Genomic DNA, 18,571 nt, shown 5'->3' on the forward strand with positions numbered 1-18,571 from the left:
CCTTCAGAAGTCCATGCTGGCGCTCAGTGTGAAGGTGCGCGGGGCACCCAGCACCAGATAGCCAGAGCCGGGGTAGCCGCCCACCGATGCCCAGTAGTTGCGATCCGCCACATTGTCCACGCGGGCACGCAGTGTCAGCAGCTTGCCCTGCACTTCGGTCATGTAGCGTACGCCCAGATCCAGGCGGTTCCAGCCGCTGACACGCAGGGTGTTGGTGGCATTGGCGTAGGTGGCGCCGGTATGGACCACGCGTGCATCCAGCGTCAGGCCTTGCACAGCGGGCACATCCCATTCAGCGCCTGCCGTGGCCTGGAACTGCGGCACACCGATCACACGCTTGCCGTCGGTGGTGCTGCTGCCGGTGCTGCGCTGCTTGGCATCCAGCCAGGTGGCACCACCCAACAGACGCAGGCCGCGCACGGGCTCGCCGAACACGTTCAGCTCCACCCCCTGGTGGCGGTCTTCGCCCGAAGAACCGAAGATGCGGGTGACCGGGTCAAAGGCCGAGCGGGGCTTGTCGGTCGAGAAGAAGGCCAGTCCACCGCCAATCTTGCCACCGTCGTACTTGACACCGACTTCCTTTTGCTTGGCGACGTAGGGCGCGTGCTGCTCGCCGACATTCGCAACGGCAATCCCGCCGGAAGTCGCCGGCGCGGTGTCACCCTGCACCAGACCTTCGATGTAATTGCCGTACAGCGACACCTGCGGCGTCAGCTTGAACACCGCACCCACCACCGGGCTGGTGCGGCTCTTGTCATAGGCGGAAGCACGCGCACCGCCGGCACTGGTCTGCACGCCGTTGTTGACAACGCGGTAGGTCAGCGAATCGGATTCGAGCGTCTGGTGGCGCACCCCCAGGGTCAGCAGCGCCTTGCCATCCAGCAGGGACAGGGTGTCGCCCAGCGCGTAGCTTTGCAGCGTGACGCCGCGGTTGTAGGCCGGGTTGTTGAGATCGTTGCCCAGGAACGTCAGTCCGGTAATGGCGTAGGACGTCGGGTTGTAGATGTTGGTGTTGAGCGTATTGCCTGCCCCAGTGCTCATGCCGTAGGCGTTGTACACCTTGAGGTCGAAGTGCGAGTAGCTGGCCACCAGCTCATGGCCCACGCTGCCAGTCGTGAACTTGCCGCGAATACCCAGCTCTCCCGTGCTCACATGGTCTTCCCGGGCGTTGTCGAAGCGGCTGGTCGTGGCAGCGCCATTGCCGGCCGCCGTGAGCGTGACATTGGCCAGCGCGTTGCGTTCCTTGCTGCGGCGCAGGCCATAGGCGGCCCAGGCGGTCACATCGTCGTTGATGTCCCATTCCCCACGGAAGGTGCCGAACAGATCACGCTCGTTGGAGTACGACCAGGGCTGGGCCCAGTTGGACGATGCGTCGGGCGCGCTGGGGATCACTGTCACACCGGTGCCGGGCGTGACATTGGTGCGGGTCTCTTTCAGGCGGTTGTTCTGCCAGCCGATGTCGCCCGACAGCCGCACATTGCGGCTGCGCCAGTCGACGCCCAGGGACAGCAGATCCAGCTTGGCGCTTTCCTGGTCGGTGGCCGTATCACCGCCGCGGTGCGCGGCGTTCAAACGCAGGCCCGTGCTTTGGTCCGGGCCGAAACGGCGGCTGATGTCTGCCGAGACCGTGGCCTGGCCACCGCTGGAAACGCCCACGCCCACGCGGTTCAGGGGCTCGTTGCCGGCACGTTTGGGCAACAGGTTGATGTTGCCACCCAGGCCCCCGCCGTTGGGGCTGGCACCGGTCAGGAAGGCCGAGGCGCCCCGCAGCACTTCCACGCGCTCGAACAGCTCGGTGGCGATGTACTGGCGCGGCAGCAGGCTGTACAGGCCGTTGTAGGCCACATCGTCCGAGCTCAGGGTGAAGCCGCGGATGAAATACGCTTCCTGGAAGTTGCCGAAGCCACGCGCCACCCGCACCGTCGGATCGTTCTGCAGCACATCGCCCACGCTCTTGGCCTGGCGGTCCTGGATCAGCTCATTGGTGTAGCTGGTGATGGAAAACGGCGTGTCCATGTTGTCGCGCGTGCCCAGAATGCCGGCACGCCCGCCGCGTGCCACCTGGCCTCCGGCATAGGGCTTGGACAGGCCTTCGGCCGAGGCATCGGCGCTGGCTTCGACGGTGACGGTTTCCAGCTCAGTGGCGGCGGCCTGCGCCCAGACACTGGCGCCAGAGGCCCACAAAGACAAAGCGACCGCAATCGGTCGCAGGGGGAATGCTGGATGGCTCATAGACACAGGGATGTTGAAGATTGTCAACGTAATTTTATTGACAATCATTCTCACTCGTATATCCACATTCCTGACAAGGACGCCGTCTGTCGCTCCTTGCACACAGCACCGCATTCAATGTAAGCACTTGCTTTTGTTGCACGACCCTGGTGAAAGGCGAAGCAGAGAGCAGCGATTCGGCACAAAAAAGCCGCCCGAAGGCGGCTGCTCTCACCGGGCCGGAAGCGGTGCAGACCCTGCGTGCCCTGGCAGTGCCACGGCACGCGGCGGCCCCACCGCCACCCTTGCCTCTCAGTGGTGGTGGCCGTGGCCGCCATGCACATGGCGGTGGGCAATTTCCTCTTCGGAAGCCGCACGCACTTCGCTCACGGTGCAGGCAAAGCGCAGGGCCTGGCCGGCCAGCGGATGGTTGCCGTCCAGCTGGACCACCGGGCCCTTGATCTTCACCACGTTGTAGATCTGGGGCAGACCCTGGTCGTTGGTGCCGCGCAGCTGGCCGCCCACCTTCACGCCGGGGGGGAACTCGCCCTTGGGGATGGTGCGCAGCAGGCTTTCGTCGCGTTCGCCAAAGGCGTCTTCGATCGCCAGGTCCACGGTCAGTGCATCGCCGGTCTGCTTGCCTTCCAGGGCCGCTTCCACCTTGGCAAAGATGTTGTCGTAACCGCCATGCAGATAGGCCACGTCGCCCTTGTCCAGCAACGGACCGGCCAGACCGCCTTGCAGCAGCGCGTGGATCTTGTAGTGGATGGTGACGGCGGTGTCTTTGGTGATGTTCATGCTCTGCAATCAAAAGCGGGGCGGCTGCCTGCGCAGCCACCCCGTTGGTTGGGATGGGAACCATTGTCCCCGATCTGCCGCGGCCCCCCGGGGGCAGGGGTCAGAAGCTGGTCCATTCCTCGGTGTCGGCCGTGGTGGCCGCTGCCGACCCTGTGGATGCCACTGGAGCCTGCGGCGCAGGGGCCAGTGCCGGGGCGGTGGCCGGGGATGCTGCCTTCACGGCGGCAGGCTTGCTGAAAGTGCTGCCAGCCTTGGCTCCATGGGCGACGGTGTGGAGCACCTGGGCCGTGGCGGCCGCCGCCTGCTTGCGTGCCGCCGTGTGGGCCGCAGCACGGCGGGTCAGACCGGTCTGACCGCCGCCTTGCACACGGAACACGGCCACGGCATGCAGCAGTTCTTCGGACTGGTGGCGCAGGCTGTCGGCAGCGCCCGCCATTTCCTCCACCAGCGCAGCGTTCTTCTGTGTGGTCTGGTCCATGTGGGTCACGGCCTCGCCCACCTGGGCCACGCCGGTGCTTTGTTCGGCGCTGGCCAGGCTGATGCTGGAGATCAGCTGGGTGACCTTCTGGATCTCGCTGACCGCCTGCTCCATGGTTTCCCCGGCGCGCGCGGCGCGGGCATTGCCCTGGTGCACTTCGGCCACGCTGGTGCTGATCAGCTGCTGGATTTCCTTGGCGGCTTCGGCACTGCGGCTGGCCAGGGCCCGCACCTCGCCGGCCACCACGGCAAAGCCGCGGCCATGCTCGCCGGCACGCGCGGCTTCCACGGCGGCATTCAGCGCCAGGATGTTGGTCTGGAAGGCGATGGAGTTGATCACCCCGGTGATGTCGGCAATCTTCTGGCTGCCGGCATCAATGCCCTGCATGGCCTGCACCACCTGGCGCACGGCGTGGCCGCCTTCGGTCACCACCTGCTGGGCGCTGCGCGCCAGCTGGTCGGCGGTCTTGGAGTGGTCGGCGTTATGGGCCACGGTGCTTCCCAGCTCTTCCATGGCGGCGGCGGTTTCTTCCAGCGCACTGGCTTCGTTTTCGGTGCGGCTGGCCAGGTCCAGATTGCCCTGGGCGATCTGTGCGCTGGCAGCGGCCACGCTTTCAGCCTGGGCCTGGACCGTGCGCACCACATCCGACAGGCCATCCACCGTGTGGTTCATGGCGTCCAGCAGCTGGCCTATTTCGTCCTTGCGCTCATGCGGGATCTTCACCGTCAGGTCCCCGGCGGCGATGGTGCGGGCCAGCTGGCTGGCTTCGTTCAGCGGGCGCACGATCATGCGGCGCAGCAGCAGGAACCACACCCCGGCCAGCACCAGCACGGCACACAGGCCCATGGCGGCAAACAGGGCGATCATGCGGCGGGTTTCAGCCACGAACTCGTCCACATAGGCGCTGGAGACGATGGTCCAGTTCCAGGGCGCATATTCGCCAAACACCGCCAGCTTGGCGCGCGGCGCAGACTCCCCCGCATTCGCCCAGGGATAGCTGATGGCGCCCTGCTTGCGCTCCAGGATCTCGCGGATGAAGGCACGGCCGTCGCTGTCCCTGGATTCCAGAATGCTCTGCCCCTCCTGGGACGGGTGTACCACCAGCGTGCCCGGGGCGGCAGCGTCGTTGCGCAGCACGTAGTAATAGCCGCCTTCGCCCACTTTCAGCGCGCGGATGGAGGCCTTGAGGTTGTTCAGCAGCTCCGAGAAGTCCTGCCCCACGAAGGCCATGCCCACGATGGCGCCCGAGGCATCTTTCAGCGGACGGTACTGCGTCATGTACTGGCGGCCGAACAGCATGGCCAGGCCCATGTAGCTGCGTCCGGCCTGGACTTCGGCATAGGCCGGGTGCTGGCGGTCCAGCTGGGTGCCGGTGGCGGGTTCGCCCTTGTCGGTCTTCAGCGACGAGGCCACACGCAGGTAGTCATCCCCCTGGCGCATGAACACCGTGGCCACCGCACCGGTGGCACGGGTGAAGCGATCGATGCGGGCGTTGTCGCCATTCAGCGCCACCCCGTCCAGGCGCAGCAGCGGCTCGGCGCTGCGGTCCAGTTCCAGCGTGCCGTTCAGGCTGGCCGCGAAGCTGTCGGCCAGGAACTGGGTGCGCTGGCGCAGGTCACGGTCATTGGCCTCGATGAAACGGCCCAGCATCGAGACGCCCTGCTCCAGCTCGTTCTGCACCTTGTGCTCCATCACGCGGGTCACGCTCCAGGCAATGCCCAGCAGCAGCGCCGCCAGAATGGCTGCCACCCAGACGAAGTTGGTGATGGCCAGCTTGGTTCCCAGACCCTGGCGGCGCCAGTAACGTTGCCCAATGTGCATAGTGCCTCTTGATGGTGGGGGAGCGGCGCGTGCACCTGCGGTGCCGGACCCTGCCTCAGGGCCACGGCGGTGTCCACTCCCAAAATCACAAGGCTAACGATCACCGCCGAAAAGCACTTGACCCACATCAACGCGTAACAATCAAGTAACAAATCCGGCGATTCCCTGCGCTATGCAAGGCGCTTTTGCGCCGCCAGCAACCCACAGGCTCCTGCCCGGCGTGGGCCAGGCAGGCCTGTGCAGTCTCACCCGCAGCCGCCGGGCATCAGGCCGTGGGCCGCTCTTCCACCTGCTGGCCCGGGTGGCGGGCGAAGCGGCGGATCTCCGGGCCATGCACCGGATCCTGGCTGTCCCAGGGCCAGCCGCCAAACTGGGTGCGGCGGTAGTCCATCATGGTCTGCATGATTTCCTGCTGCGTGTTCATCACGAACGGTCCGTACTGCACCACGGGTTCGGCAATCGGCCGGCCTTGCAGCATCAGCAGCTCCGCCACATCGCTGCCGGTGTTCTCCAGCACCCAGTCCTGGCCGGCGGCCATTTCCAGCGCCGCATGTTCGCGCAGCGTGTCACCAGCCACCTGCAGCTGCTGGCCCACAAACCAGTACAGCATGCGCCGGGTCTGCGCGCCCTGGGCGGCGGGCAGCGACCAGCGGGCGCCGGGTTCCAGCCGCAGCGTCCAGATCGCCACATCCGCATCCGCCTGACCGGCCCAGGACTCGGGCGGCGGCGGCAGCGGCGCACCCGCACCCGGCAGCGCACCGGCCACCACGGTGACCGTGGTCCGGGCGCCGCCGTCGCTGGTGTGCACCAGGCGCGGGATGCGCTCGCTCCACAGCATGGTGAAGTGCGGCGCCACCATCTTGCGGGCCGCGGGCAGGTTCAGCCAGATCTGGAACAGCTCCAGCGGATTGGCCTGGTCGCGGTGCAGCAGCGGGAACATCTCCGAATGCTGGATGCCCTGGCCGGCGGTGAGCCACTGCACATCCCCTTCACCGAAGCGTGCGGCAGCGCCCAGCGAATCGGCATGGTCGATCAGGCCTTTGCGCACCAGGGTCACGGTTTCGAACCCCCGGTGCGGGTGGCCGGGGAAGCCGGGCACATGCTCGCCGTGGTACATCGAAAAGCCGTCCTTGCCGCTGAAATCGCTGCCGAGCTCGCGCTCGTCCAGCGCCACGGCCTGCAGGCCCATCTGCCCGTCCCCTGCCGGGTAGGCATCGTCGTGGTGGGCGCAGAACAGAAACGGATCCAGCACCGGCCAGCGCAGCCCGTCGATGGGCTGGCGGCTGAGAATCGCGTGCGGGGTGTGGGGCATCTGGGTCTCCGGTGGCGACGGGTGGGGCGGCAACCAACCGTGCCGCAGATCCTGCCTCGCCATGGTGCAGATGATGGGGCCGGCGCACCTTTTCCCAATGCCATGCTCGCGGAACGCAGCATCTCACCCACAGAACAATGCCTGCATGAAAGCAGGCATTGTTCTGTAGCTTGAAGTCTCAGCGCGGCGGCATCTGCAGCCCGCGCTGCACGGCCGGGCGCTTTTCCCAGGCCGCCAGCACGCGCAGCACATTGGGGAATTTGCCCAGGCCCACCAGCTCGCCCGCATCGTAAAACTCGATCAGGCAGCGCACCCAGGGCAGGATGGCCATGTCGGCAATGGTGTAGGTGTCGCCCATGATCCAGGACTTGCCCTTGAGCTGCTGGTCCAGCACCTTGAGCAGGCGCTGGGCTTCGGTGACATAGCGCTGCAGCGGGCGCTTGTCCTCATAGTCCTTGCCGCCGTAGCGGTGGAAGAAGCCGATCTGGCCGAACATGGGGCCGATGCCCCCCATCTGGAACATCAGCCATTGCAGCGTCTGGTAGCGCGCCACGGCGTCGGGGGGCAGGAACTGGCCCGACTTTTCCGCCAGATAGACGAGGATGGCACCACTTTCGGCCAGCACCAGCGGGCTGCCGCCGGGGCCCTGCGGGTCCAGGATGGCCGGAATCTTGTTGTTGGGATTGACGCTCAGGAACTCAGGGGTGAACTGGTCCCCGGTCTGGATGTCCACCCGGTGTGCTTCATAGGGGATGCCGCATTCCTCGAGCATCACGGACACCTTCACCCCGTTGGGTGTGGGCAGGGAGTACAGCTGCAGCCAGTCCGGAAACTGGGGAGGCCATTTGCGGGTGACAGGGTAAGGACTCAGATCGATCATGCAGGGCCTTGTGCAGGAGTCAACAGCCGCTGGCGCATGCGCCAGCGTGTCTGCATGTTAACGGCCTTGTAGGACAAAAGGCCAGCGACAAACGGTAAAAAACGACAGCCTGCTAAATAAAACCATAGCAACCTACTACCGTCATATATACGCCTGAGCGCATTTAGGTACTCAGGACGTCTTTTTGTCCAGGCTCATGGTCAAGCCCTGTGCCGTGACCGTGATGACGCCGGGCTGCAGGCCGATGGTGTCGGCCAGCGCCAGATCCTTGTCCTCGAACTGGTGCAGCACCAGGTTGTCCAGCACCTGTTCGCCCAGGCGCGGCCCGTAGGTGGTCAGCATGTCCGCCAGCGCGGGCGGGGCATCGGCGATCTGCAGGCTGTTGACCAGCACGCGCTGGGCACGCAGCGTGCGGTCGCTGGGCTCGTAGCGCAGGCCAAAGCTCACATCCAGCTGGCCCTGGAAAGTCTGCTTGAGCACCGGGCCCGACAGCAGCACCGGCAGCACGGCCCGGATCTGGTTGCTGTCCGGCAGCATGGACAGCACCGGCGCCTGCAGCTGCAGTTGCAGCAGGCCGGCCACGGGATAGGGTTTGGGGAATTTGCGCGCCACCGTGGCTTGCAGCTGCTGCGTGCTCATGCTGAGCTGGCGTGGCAGGGAGCGGCCCGAGCAGGCGGTGGTCAGAAGAGGGACCGCACAGGCGGCACTGAGCAGAAAACGGCGGCGTTGCATGGGCTGCGAATCCGGGAAAGCACAAAAGCGGTACGGTGTTGGAACCGTGCGGGCGATACAGGTTCCCTGTACCTCGCCGAAAAACCTGGGATTGTGCGGCAATCCGCCGCCTTCTGCCGGGGCGTACGCTAGGGCCCCAAGCGCCAGAGGCAGCAATTCCCCACACCCCGTGTGTTTTCTGCCCGGCTGCGGCACACTGACCGGGTCAACTCGCCGGTGCTGGCAGGCGTTGGATGCGCAAGCGCCCCGCACGCCGCCCCACCCGGCCTTTCTCGCAGACCATGCCCTTGCCACCTTCTTTCACCGCTGCCATCGCGCAGCTGCAGTCCCTGCTGCGCCAAGGCTGGCAAGCCCTGCGCCAGTTTCTCGCCACCCGTACCCGCCGCCAGTGGTGGCAGGCCGCCGCCTGCGTGCCGGTGTTCCTGGTGCTGCTGCTGGGCGTACTGGTGCTGCTCACGCCCAGCCTGTCGGACATCCGCAAGGCCAAGGAAGACAACCCGGCCCAGATCCTGAGCGCCGACGGCAAGGAACTGGCCCTGTTCACCCGCAGCAACCGCCGCTGGATCCCGCTGGCCCAGATTTCGCCCAATGTGGTCAAGGCACTGATCGCCACCGAAGACCACCGTTTCTACGAACACCACGGGCTGGACTGGCGCCGCACCGCCGCCTCGGTCGTCTACACCCTGTCGGGGGACCGCCAGGGCGGCTCCACCATCACCCAGCAGCTGGCGCGCAACCTCTACCCGGAAAAAGTGGGGCGCGACGCCACGCTCAGCCGCAAGCTCAAGGAAGCCGTGACCGCCTACAAGATCGAGGCGCTCTACACCAAGGACGAGATCCTGGAGACCTATCTGAATACGGTCCCGTTTCTCTACAACGCCTTCGGCATCGAGATGGCGGCACGCACCTATTTCGACAAAGGCGCCGACAAGCTCACGGTGCTGGAAGCCGCCACCCTGGTGGGCATGCTCAAGGGCACCAGCTACTACAACCCGGTGCGCAACCCCGAGCGCGCCGTGCAGCGCCGCAACACCGTACTGAGCCAGATGGTCAAGCGCGAGGTGCTGGCCGAAGCCGAGTTCGACCGGCTCAAGACCCGCCCGCTGCGCCTGGATTTCGAGCGCCAGGAAATCGCCGAAGGCCCGGCACCGCACTTTGTGCGGGCACTGCGCGGCTGGCTGGTGGACTGGGCCGACAGCCATGGCTATGACATCCACAGCGACGGCCTGGTGGTCCACACCACCGTCGATTCGCGCATGCAGGCCTGGGCCAACCAGGCCGTGGCCCGCCATGGCCGCACCTTGCAGGCGGTGGCCCAGCGCAACTGGTCGCAGGCCAGCGCCTGGGGCGCCCAGCAGCCGCTGGTGCAGACCCTGGTCAAGGAAAGCAGCGCCTACCGCAGCGCCGTGGCCAGCGGCGAAGCCCCGGCCGAGGCCCTGAAGCGCCTGCTGATCGACCGCGCCTTCATGGCCGCGCTGCGCGAAGAGAAAACCCGCATCCAGGCCGGCTTCCTTGCCATGGACCCGCGCAACGGCCATATCCTGGCCTGGGTGGGCAGCCGCGACTACAAGCAGGACCCGTTCGACCACGTGCAGCAGGCACGCCGCCAGCCCGGCTCCACCTTCAAGCCCTTTGTCTATGGCGCGGCCCTGCTCAACGGCAGCCGCCCCAGCGACACGCTGGAGGACAAGGCCGTGGAGATTCCGCTGTCCGGCGGCCAGATCTGGCGCCCCACCGACGCACAGCCGCCCAGCAACCAGGCCATGACCCTGGCCGACGGCCTGGCCTATTCCAAGAACACCATCACCGCCCAGGTGATGCAGCAGGTCGGCCCCGCCAAGGTGGTGCGCCTGGCCCGCAGCCTGGGTGTGCGCGACAGCGCACTCGACGCGGTGCCGGCCCTGGCCCTGGGCAGCAGCCCGGTCAGCTTGCAGGAAATGGTCACCGCCTACGCCAGCCTGGCGCGCAGCGGCCAGTACCTGCCGCCGGTCATGGTCACCCGCATCACCAACCGCGACGGCGATGTGCTGGCCGAATTTGCCCCCGCCCGCGCCGAAGCCGCCATGGACACCAACGCCGCCAACGCCCTGGTGGACATGCTGCGCGGCGTGATCGACAAAGGTACGGGCCGCGCCATCCGCAGCACCTACGGCATCCACGCCGATGTGGCCGGCAAGACCGGCACCACCCAGGGCAATGCCGATGGCTGGTTCATTCTGATGCACCCGCAGCTGGTGACCGGCGCCTGGGCCGGCTTCAACGACGGCCGCATCACCCTGCGCAGCGACTACTGGGGCCAGGGTGCGCGCAGCGCCCTGCCCATGGTGGGCGACTTCACCAACCGCGTGCTGGGCACCCGCCGCATCGACGCCCAGGCCCGCTTCGCCGAACCCGAGCACAGCGACTGGTGGGGCAATCTGGTGGATGGTCTGCGCGAACGCATTCAAGGCTGGTGGGGCAGCACCCCCGAGGACGAAGGCGCCGTGCAGGACCATGCCCCGTCCGCCCCCCGCCGCCCGGCGCCCGCGCCGGACGCCAGCCCGCCGGCCACACCGTCCACGCCTGCGGCGCCCCCCATGCCCGGCGGCGGCTGGCCCGGGCGGGAGCAGCGCCCCGGCGGCCCGGCCCCGGTCACCCGCGACCCCGACACCAGCCACGACGGCCCGGTGGAAGAACGCACGCCCACCTTGCAGGAACAGGGCCTGCCCGCCCCGGCACCGGCACCGGTGCAACCGCCCCCTGCCGGCCAGGACGGTGCCTACAACCCGTACAACCTGCCGCCCCTGCCCGGCCAGCTGCCCCGCCCGCAGGACCGCGAGGCCTACCCGATGCCGCCATTGGGCGGGTGATGCCGGGTGATGGCGTTCGCCGCCCAGCCGGGTGAGGTACGCACGCGCCACAACCGGCACCTTGCCGGTGGCCGGGCTGTGGACAAGCGCCACAGCATGCAGTGTGCAAAATCTTTTCCAGGGATGGCGCAGGCAGCGCGGCCGCACGGGCTGCTGCACCGACGCATCCGCGTGCCGGAGCGCTATCGAACTTGAGGTGCACAACTTGTTGTGCGCCGCGCTGCAAAACAGTTTTCAGGACGCAGGCGGGCCGCCGGTGACGCCCCGGACAGGGCTCTGCCCCATGGCCTGGGCCCATGGACACGCGGCCTGGGCCCTCGGAGGCACTAGGCGTCTGCGCCCCCCACCACGGCCGGGGTCACCGCCGTTCCGGCCAGCAGGCCTCCGTCGACATGGAACTCGCTGCCGGTGATGTACGTGGCCTCGTCCGACGCCAGCAGCACGGCCACGGACGCCACCTCTGACGGCAGCCCGAATCGGCGCAGCGGCGTGTCCCGCACCAGTGCCGCCATGCGCGCCTCCCGGTCCGCGCCGGTGCCCAGCATGGGCTCCCACATGGGCGTGAGGACGGCAGCCGGGTGGATGGAATTGCACCGGATGCGGAGCCCCTGTTCGGCGCAGTACAGCGCCACGGTCTTGCTGTGGTTGCGCACCGCCGCCTTGGACGAGGCATAGGCTGCCGCCCCGGGAATGCCCACCAGGCCCGAGCGGGAGGAGATGTTGATGATGGAGCCGGTCTGCTGCGGCCGCATCGCCCGGATGGCGTGCTTGCAGCCCAGGAACACCCCGTCGAGATTGGTCCGGTGCACGGCATGCCAGTCGGCCAGATCGGCATGCTCCGGGTCATGGGCCACCACCCCACCCTCGAACCCGGTCACGCCCGCGTTGTTCACCACCACGTCCAGGCGCCCGCGCTCGGCCAGGGCCTGCGCGGTGACGCGGCGCCAATCGTCTTCCTGCCGCACATCGAGCGGGGCATAGCAGGCCTGCGCGCCCAGCGCATCGGCCACGGCGCGGCCCCGTTCATGCTGGATGTCGGTGACATAGACGAAGCAGCCCTGCTGGGCGAACATGCGGGCAATCGCTTCGCCGATGCCTTGGGCCGCCCCGGTGACGATGGCCACTTTGGAATCAAGTCGTTGGTCCATACCTGAAGCCGTGCGCCGCCCTCTCGGGCGGCGCATGGAATGAGCAAAAGGCCAGTCTACCCGGCACATGCTTGCGTGCAGCGCCCCATCCGCCCTGCGCACCAGGTGCGCAGACTGCCGCAGCCAGCATGAAAAAGGCCGCTGGCACACAGCATGTGCCAGCGGCCGTTCTCTTTTTTAAGCTCGGCCGACCCTCCTGCGGTGCGGCGGCCATCAGCCTTCCAGGTACATCCGCGCCAGCTGCGCGCGTTCGGCAGCCCCCACGCCCAGGGCTTCGGCCAGATAGCGGTCCATGGTGCCGTAGCGTTCTTCGGCCAGGGCAAAGGCGCTGTCCAGGAACGGCATCTGCACACGCCACAGCACATCCAGAATCTCCTGCGGCACCGTCTGCGCGGCCCTGGCGGCCAGCTCGAGCGGGCGACGGTAGAGCTGGTTGGTCAGCAGGTAGTCGTCATGCACCACCTCGCGGGACACGCCCAGCGCCAGCAGGATCAGCGCCGCCGCCCAGCCGGTGCGGTCCTTGCCGGCGGTGCAGTGGAAGACCAGGGGACGGTCGCTTTCCAGCAGCATGCGGAACAGCGTGGCAAAGCGCTCGGCATTGTCGATGACAAAGCCGCGGTAGGTGTCCTGCATCAGGCCCACGGTATCGGCCGGCGTGAGCCGGTGGCCCTGGTGGATCATGGCGAACGCGCGCTGCACCACGGTGGGTTCGATGGTCAGCGCATGCTGGGTCAGAAACGGCCAGTCATAGCCCTGGGCCACGCGCTCTTCCACGCCGCGAAAGTCCACTGCCCGGCCCACATTCAGCTCCTGCAGGGCCTGCAGGTCGGTCTGGCTCAGGCCTGCCAGGTGGTCGGAGCGGAACAGGTGGCGCCAGCGCACCGTGCGGCCATCGGCCCCGGTGTAGCCGCCCAGATCGCGGAAATTGGTCGTGCCCTGCAGCGCCACGCTGCGGGGGAACGGCGTGGCAACAGGGGCAGTGGTGGGGGCGGCATCGAGGGCCAGGTCCATGGTCGCTCCTTCAAGGGTCAATCACCGGGCACAGCACCCGGGGCGGCACAGCGTGCAGACCCCATGGTGCCTGCACTCCGTGACCAACGCATGTACCCGTGCGACACCCGGCCCGCAGCAGCAGGCCGCCGGTCGCACGGACGGGGTCAGTCGTTGCTGACCAGGTGCTTGCCGACGATGCCGGTCAGCTCGAACATGCCGATGCGGTCCTTGCCGAACACCGGCAGCAGCTTGGCGTCCGCCACGATGATGCGCTTGTCCTTGGGGTCCTGCAGGTTGTGGGCCTTCACATAGTCCCAGACCTTTTTCACCACCTCGGTGCGGGCCACGGCACCGTCACCGATGACGGCGGCCAGTGCCGCATCCGGGCGGTAGTTGGCGGCGGCGGGTTTGCGGGCCGTGGTCTTGGCGGCGGCCTTCTTGGCGGCAGGCGCCTTCTTGGCTGCCGCAGTCTTGGCCGGGGTCTTGGCGGCAGCACCCGCCGCCGTCTTGCGCGGCGGGTACTTGGATTCGCGCTGCTCGAACTCGAAGTTCACCTTGCCCGCTTCCGCATCCCAGACCAGGAAGGCCTTGAAATTGCGGCGCGTGCGGTTGGAGACGAACTTCTCCAGCAGGTCGGTCTTGCCGGCAGACAGCAGCTTGGTCATCTGCTCGCGCTCGATCGGCTGCTGCAGAATGATCTGGCCGCTCTTGAAATCGCAGCTGGGCGTGGGCTGCTGCTGTGTGGGCACGGCCTTGGAGCAGACGTAGTTGGCGCCATGCTCGAACACCGGTGCACCGCACTTGGGGCAGTTGCCCAGAGACTGCTGGGCGCTGAAATCCACGATTTCGCCGGACTCTTCTTCCTTGTCGTCGCCAAAGTCGAATTCCAGCTTGTAGTTCTGTGCCTCTTCGTCGCGCACGATGGCCACTTCGGCGGTGAAGGGCCAGCCGGCCTTGGAGCGGAAGCCTTCCAGCGGGCCGATGCGTCGGTCGCGCAGCAGGGCTTCGGCCTCGGCCGTTTCAAAGGTGCGGCCGGCCGGCGACTTGGTGAACGAGAAGCCGCAGCCTTCGCCCGCCCCGTTGGCGCCCGTGCAGGCGTAGCGGCGGTAGTTCTCCTTGACCACGCCCTGGCAGTTGGGGCATGGTGTGGACAGGGTGGCGTAGTCGCCGGGCACGGTGTCGCGGTCGTATTCCTTGGCCTTCTTGACCAGCTTTTCGGTCATGGCGGCAATCTGCTGCATGAAGGCGGCGCGCGACAGCTCGCCCTTTTCCATCTGCGACAGCTTGTATTCCCACTCGCCGGTCAGGTCGGCGCGGGAGAGTTCTTCCACCTGCAGGCCGCGCAGCAGCGTCATCAGCTGGAAGGCCTTGGCCGTGGGGATCAGCTCGCGGCCTTCGCGCAGCATGTACTTCTCGGTCAGCAGGCCTTCGATGATGGCCGCTCGGGTGGCTGGCGTACCCAGTCCCTTCTCCTGCATCGCGGAGCGCAGCTCTTCGTCGTCAATCTGCTTGCCGGCGCTTTCCATGGCGCCCAGCAGCGTGGCTTCCGAATAGCGCGCGGGCGGCTTGGTTTTCAGGCCTTTCACATCGGCATGGTCGGTGCGGGGCTGCTCGCCCGGTTGCACCGCCACCAGCGGCTGGCCCTTGTCGCCTTCCTTGGCGTCTTCCACCTCGTTGGCGGCTTCCTTGCCGTAGATGGCCAGCCAGCCCGGCTTGACCAGCACCTTGCCTTCGGTCTTGAAGGAATGCTGCTCCACCTTGCTGATGCGGGTGGTCACCTGGTGCTCGGCGCTGGGGAAGAACACGGCCATGAAGCGGCGCACCACCAGGTCGTACAGCTTCTGCTCCGCCTCGCTCAGGCCGCTGGGCGCCTGGGTGGTGGGGATGATGGCAAAGTGGTCCGAGATCTTGCTGTTGTCGAAGATGCGCTTGGACGGGCGGATGTAGTTGTCGTTGATGGCCTGCTGCGCAAACGGCGCCAGATGGCGCATGCCGCTGGTGGCCAGCATCTCGAAGGTCTGGCGTGCCACGGGCAGATAGTCTTCGGGCAGGGCACGTGCGTCGGTACGCGGGTAGGTCAGGGCCTTGTGGCGTTCGTACAGGCTTTGCGCCAGCGCCAGCGTGGTCTTGGCGGAGAAGCCGAACTTGCCGTTGGCCTCGCGCTGCAGGCTGGTCAGGTCGAACAGCAGCGGCGATGCCTGGGTGGTCGGCTTGCTCTCTTCGGTCACCGTGGCGGGCTTGCCCCGCACCGCCGCGGCAATGGCGTCGGCCTCGTGCTTGTTCCACAGGCGGTCGGCCTTGGCTTCAGCGTCTTCGCTCTTCTTCCACTGGGGGTTGAACCACTTGCCCAGGTACTGGCCGGCCTGGGCGTTGAACGCGCCATGCACTTCCCAGTAGTCGCGGCTGACGAACTTGCGGATCTTTTCCTCGCGCTCCACCACCAGCGACAGCGTGGGGGTCTGCACCCGGCCCACCGTGGTCAGGAAGAAGCCGCCATCGCGCGAATTGAACGCCGTCATGGCGCGCGTGCCGTTGATGCCCACCAGCCAGTCGGCTTCGGAGCGGCTGCGGGCGGCATCGGCCAGGCCCTGCATCTGCTGCTCGCTGCGCAGCTTGTCAAAGCCGTCGCGGATGGCCTGGGGTGTCATGGACTGCAGCCACAGGCGCTTGATGGGCTTGCCCAGCCCGCCCTTGGCGCCGCCGGCGTACTGCTCGATCAGGCGGAAGATCAGCTCCCCTTCACGGCCCGCGTCACATGCGTTGATGAGTTCGGTCACATCCTTGCGCTTGGCCTGCTTGACCACCGCGTTCAGACGGCTCTTGGTCTTGTCCACCGGCTTCAGGTCGAAGCGCGGGGGGATCACCGGCAGGTTGGCAAAGCTCCACTTGCCGCGCTTGACGTCGAACTCCTCGGGCGCCTGGATTTCCACCAGATGGCCGACGGCGCTGGTCACCACATAACGCTCGTTCTCGAAATGGTCTTCGTGCTTGTCGAACTTGCCGTAGGCAGGCGTCAGCGCGCGCACGATGTCCTGGGCCACGGAGGGCTTTTCTGCAATCACCAGGGTCTTTGTCATGGGTGGTTCTCGTTCATTACCACGGCGGCTTCACCAGCGAAGCCGCCGCTTCTACAATGCGTCTCGCACGCGTGCGCACATGCGCGCACGTGTGTGCACATTCAAGTTATCAGAGATTGCCATGCCCCGCACCGCCGAATCCCTTTCCAGCCATCGCCGCATTCAAACCAGACGGTCCGGCGTACACGGCAAAGGCGTGTTCGCCGTGCAGGACATTGCGGAAGGCGAAACCCTGATCGAGTACACCGGCGAGGTGATCGGCTGGCAGGAAGCCCAGGACCGCCACCCGCACGACCCCAGCCAGCCCAACCACACCTTCTACTTCCATGTGGACGAAGACCGGGTGATCGACGCCAACTACGGCGGCAACTCGGCCCGCTGGATCAACCACAGCTGCTCCCCCAACTGCTACACCGACGAACGCGAGGGCCGCATCTACATCGTGGCGCTGCGCAATATCGCGGCGGGTGAAGAGCTGAACTACGACTACGGCCTGATGGTGGAAGAGCGCTACACACCCAAGCTCAAGGCCGAATACGCCTGCTACTGCGGCGCGGCGCGCTGCCGGGGCACCATGCTGGCGCCCAAGAAGGGCTGGCGCCCGCCGATGCCGGGCGACCAATGAGGCCCGCCGCGCTGCGGGGCGACCCCGGCACCGTACGGCGCACGGCAAGCAACAAAAAGAAAGAACCACGATGACCTCACCCATTCACTGGAACGCCGAAGCCCTGTGGGAAGCCGTGGCCCCGCGCCTGCCGGGCTTCACCATCGACATCCTGCCCAGTGTGGACTCCAGCAACACCGAGCTGATGCGCCGCGCCCGCACCGGCGACACCGCACCCACACTGCTGGTGGCCGAACAGCAGACAGCCGGCCGGGGCCGCATGGGCAAGCCCTGGGCCAGCAGCCTGGGCGATTCGCTGATGTTCTCGCTGGGCCTGCCGCTGACCCCCCAGGACTGGTCCGGCCTGTCGCTGGCCGTGGGCCAGGTCCTGGCCGAGGCGCTGCAGCCCGGCGGCGGCACCAGCGACCAGCCGCGCATCGGCATCAAATGGCCCAATGACCTGTGGCTGGAAGGCGACCGCAAGCTGGCCGGCATCCTGATCGAGACCGCGCATTTCGGCCCCGGCCCGCGCCAGGTGATCGTGGGGGTGGGCATCAACATCCGCCCCCGGCCTGAACAGAATCTGTCCACCCCGCCGGCCTGCCTGCAGGACCTGGATCCGCGCTGGGAAGCGCCGACGGCACTGGCCACGGTGATTCCCGCGCTGGTGGACTGCCTGCAGCGCTTTGAGGCCGAAGGCTTTGCCCCGTTCCGCACCGCATTTGCCGCCCGGGATCTGCTGCGCGGCCGCCCGGTCCGCCTGAGTGACGGCACCCACGGCATGGCCGAGGGCGTGGGCGCCGAGGGCGCCCTGCTGGTGCGCACGGCCGGCGGCCTGGAGCAGATCACCAGCTCCGAGGTCAGCGTCCGCCCGGCACCAGCCGCCCCTGCGGCCCCGGCCCGCTAAACTGCGTTCCACGATGTTGCGACACACCCTGCTTGCCCTGCTGTTGGCCAATGCCGGCTACCTGGCCTGGAGCCAAGGCTGGATGGCCTCCCTGGGCTGGCAGCCCGAAACCCAGTCCGAAGCCTTCCGGCTCAAGCAGCAGATGCGCCCGGAAGCCATCCAGGTCGGCCCCGTCACGCCACCGGCACGCGCCACCCCGGCTGCGGCCCCGGCGACCGACGCGGCGGCACCCGCCGCTCCGGACACCGCCACCCTCACCGCCGCCAGCGGCCCCGGCCGCTGCTGGCAGGCCGGCACCTTCGACGACAAACAGGTCGTGGCCGTGCGCACCGCGCTGCGCGACCTGGAGATCCCGGCCGAACAATGGGAGCTGCAGACCTCGGCCGTCAACGGCCGCTGGATGGTCTACCTGGGCAAGTTCCCGAGCGCCGAGGCGCTGGATGCGCGCCGGGCCGAGCTGCGCCAGCAGGGCGTGGGCTTTGACCGTGCCACCGGCGCGCTGGAACCCGGCCTGTCGCTGGGCCGCTTCCCCAGTGAAGAGGCCGCCACGCGCGAGCTGACCACCTTCCTGCGCAAGGGGGTGCGCGGCGCCCGTGTGGTGCAGGAACGGGCCGAAACCACGCTCTACACCCTGCGCCTGCCCCATGTGCCCCCGGAGCTGCACGCACGCATGGAACGCCTCAAACCCGCGCTGGCCGGCAAACCGCTGCGCCTGTGCGAAGGCTGAACCCCGCCACCACCGCCCCTGCTGCGACCCAGGC

Annotated in this window: 13 protein-coding genes; 4 read left to right on the forward strand and 9 right to left on the reverse strand. The window is 67.3% G+C overall.

All coding sequences use genetic code 11. The features are described from left to right. Positions 1–3 precede the first annotated feature (3 nt). From KW830_RS11070 to KW830_RS11095, 6 genes are all read right to left on the reverse strand, one after another. The gene (locus tag KW830_RS11070; RefSeq protein ID WP_218333209.1) at positions 4–2,232 is read right to left on the reverse strand and encodes a TonB-dependent siderophore receptor; all 2,229 of its coding nucleotides are present in this window, start codon (positions 2,230–2,232) and stop codon (positions 4–6) included. Between the two features lie 291 nt (positions 2,233–2,523). Next, positions 2,524–3,009 (reverse strand): peptidylprolyl isomerase, encoded by a 486-nt coding sequence (locus tag KW830_RS11075; RefSeq protein ID WP_066538025.1) that lies wholly within the window; start codon positions 3,007–3,009, stop codon positions 2,524–2,526. A gap of 100 nt (positions 3,010–3,109) precedes the next feature. Then, positions 3,110–5,308, reverse strand: coding sequence for a methyl-accepting chemotaxis protein (locus tag KW830_RS11080; protein ID WP_218333210.1), 2,199 nt, complete (start codon positions 5,306–5,308; stop codon positions 3,110–3,112). Positions 5,309–5,573: 265 nt separating this feature from the next. Then, a complete protein-coding gene (locus tag KW830_RS11085; RefSeq protein WP_066538032.1) occupies positions 5,574–6,620 on the reverse strand; it encodes a pirin family protein in 1,047 nt (348 codons plus the stop codon). 178 nt (positions 6,621–6,798) lie between these two features. Continuing rightward, positions 6,799–7,500: a glutathione S-transferase N-terminal domain-containing protein gene (locus tag KW830_RS11090; RefSeq protein ID WP_066538033.1), complete on the reverse strand. Its 702-nt coding sequence runs from the start codon at positions 7,498–7,500 to the stop codon at positions 6,799–6,801. Positions 7,501–7,671: 171 nt separating this feature from the next. Next, the gene (locus KW830_RS11095) at positions 7,672–8,232 is read right to left on the reverse strand and encodes a hypothetical protein (protein ID WP_066538039.1); all 561 of its coding nucleotides are present in this window, start codon (positions 8,230–8,232) and stop codon (positions 7,672–7,674) included. Between the two features lie 281 nt (positions 8,233–8,513). On the opposite strand from KW830_RS11095, the gene KW830_RS11100 reads away from it, so the two are divergent. Further along, positions 8,514–11,081, forward strand: a complete 2,568-nt coding sequence (locus KW830_RS11100) for a penicillin-binding protein 1A (protein WP_218333211.1) — start codon at positions 8,514–8,516, stop codon at positions 11,079–11,081. Between the two features lie 326 nt (positions 11,082–11,407). On the opposite strand, the gene KW830_RS11105 is transcribed toward KW830_RS11100, so the two are convergent. From KW830_RS11105 to KW830_RS11115, 3 genes are all read right to left on the reverse strand, one after another. Continuing rightward, positions 11,408–12,229: a glucose 1-dehydrogenase gene (locus tag KW830_RS11105; protein WP_218333212.1), complete on the reverse strand. Its 822-nt coding sequence runs from the start codon at positions 12,227–12,229 to the stop codon at positions 11,408–11,410. A 213-nt stretch (positions 12,230–12,442) separates the two neighbouring features. Continuing rightward, positions 12,443–13,240 carry a tyrosine-protein phosphatase gene (locus KW830_RS11110; protein ID WP_218333213.1) on the reverse strand — a complete coding sequence of 266 codons (798 nt, stop codon included), beginning with the start codon at positions 13,238–13,240 and terminating at the stop codon, positions 12,443–12,445. 146 nt (positions 13,241–13,386) lie between these two features. Continuing rightward, on the reverse strand, positions 13,387–16,299 hold the full coding sequence (locus KW830_RS11115) for a DNA topoisomerase III (RefSeq protein WP_218333214.1): 2,913 nt from the start codon (positions 16,297–16,299) through the stop codon (positions 13,387–13,389). Positions 16,300–16,420: 121 nt separating this feature from the next. On the opposite strand from KW830_RS11115, the gene KW830_RS11120 reads away from it, so the two are divergent. The 3 genes from KW830_RS11120 to KW830_RS11130 all read left to right on the forward strand — a co-directional run bounded on the left by KW830_RS11120 (position 16,421) and on the right by KW830_RS11130 (position 18,537). Next, positions 16,421–16,924, forward strand: a complete 504-nt coding sequence (locus tag KW830_RS11120) for an SET domain-containing protein (RefSeq protein WP_218333215.1) — start codon at positions 16,421–16,423, stop codon at positions 16,922–16,924. 70 nt (positions 16,925–16,994) lie between these two features. After that, on the forward strand, positions 16,995–17,810 hold the full coding sequence (locus tag KW830_RS11125) for a biotin--[acetyl-CoA-carboxylase] ligase (RefSeq protein WP_218333216.1): 816 nt from the start codon (positions 16,995–16,997) through the stop codon (positions 17,808–17,810). Positions 17,811–17,823: 13 nt separating this feature from the next. After that, on the forward strand, positions 17,824–18,537 hold the full coding sequence (locus tag KW830_RS11130) for an SPOR domain-containing protein (protein WP_218333217.1): 714 nt from the start codon (positions 17,824–17,826) through the stop codon (positions 18,535–18,537). Positions 18,538–18,571 lie beyond the last annotated feature (34 nt).

The organism is Comamonas sp. CMM03, assembly GCF_019218715.1.
GTDB lineage: Bacteria > Pseudomonadota > Gammaproteobacteria > Burkholderiales > Burkholderiaceae_C > Comamonas > Comamonas terrigena.

Coding starts and splice junctions, on each gene's coding strand:
- KW830_RS11070 (WP_218333209.1), bottom strand. CDS start 2,232: ATGAGCCATCCAGCATTCCCCCTGCGACCGATTGCGGTCGCTTTGTCT.
- KW830_RS11075 (WP_066538025.1), bottom strand. CDS start 3,009: ATGAACATCACCAAAGACACCGCCGTCACCATCCACTACAAGATCCAC.
- KW830_RS11080 (WP_218333210.1), bottom strand. CDS start 5,308: ATGCACATTGGGCAACGTTACTGGCGCCGCCAGGGTCTGGGAACCAAG.
- KW830_RS11085 (WP_066538032.1), bottom strand. CDS start 6,620: ATGCCCCACACCCCGCACGCGATTCTCAGCCGCCAGCCCATCGACGGG.
- KW830_RS11090 (WP_066538033.1), bottom strand. CDS start 7,500: ATGATCGATCTGAGTCCTTACCCTGTCACCCGCAAATGGCCTCCCCAG.
- KW830_RS11095 (WP_066538039.1), bottom strand. CDS start 8,232: ATGCAACGCCGCCGTTTTCTGCTCAGTGCCGCCTGTGCGGTCCCTCTT.
- KW830_RS11100 (WP_218333211.1), top strand. CDS start 8,514: ATGCCCTTGCCACCTTCTTTCACCGCTGCCATCGCGCAGCTGCAGTCC.
- KW830_RS11105 (WP_218333212.1), bottom strand. CDS start 12,229: ATGGACCAACGACTTGATTCCAAAGTGGCCATCGTCACCGGGGCGGCC.
- KW830_RS11110 (WP_218333213.1), bottom strand. CDS start 13,240: ATGGACCTGGCCCTCGATGCCGCCCCCACCACTGCCCCTGTTGCCACG.
- KW830_RS11115 (WP_218333214.1), bottom strand. CDS start 16,299: ATGACAAAGACCCTGGTGATTGCAGAAAAGCCCTCCGTGGCCCAGGAC.
- KW830_RS11120 (WP_218333215.1), top strand. CDS start 16,421: ATGCCCCGCACCGCCGAATCCCTTTCCAGCCATCGCCGCATTCAAACC.
- KW830_RS11125 (WP_218333216.1), top strand. CDS start 16,995: ATGACCTCACCCATTCACTGGAACGCCGAAGCCCTGTGGGAAGCCGTG.
- KW830_RS11130 (WP_218333217.1), top strand. CDS start 17,824: ATGTTGCGACACACCCTGCTTGCCCTGCTGTTGGCCAATGCCGGCTAC.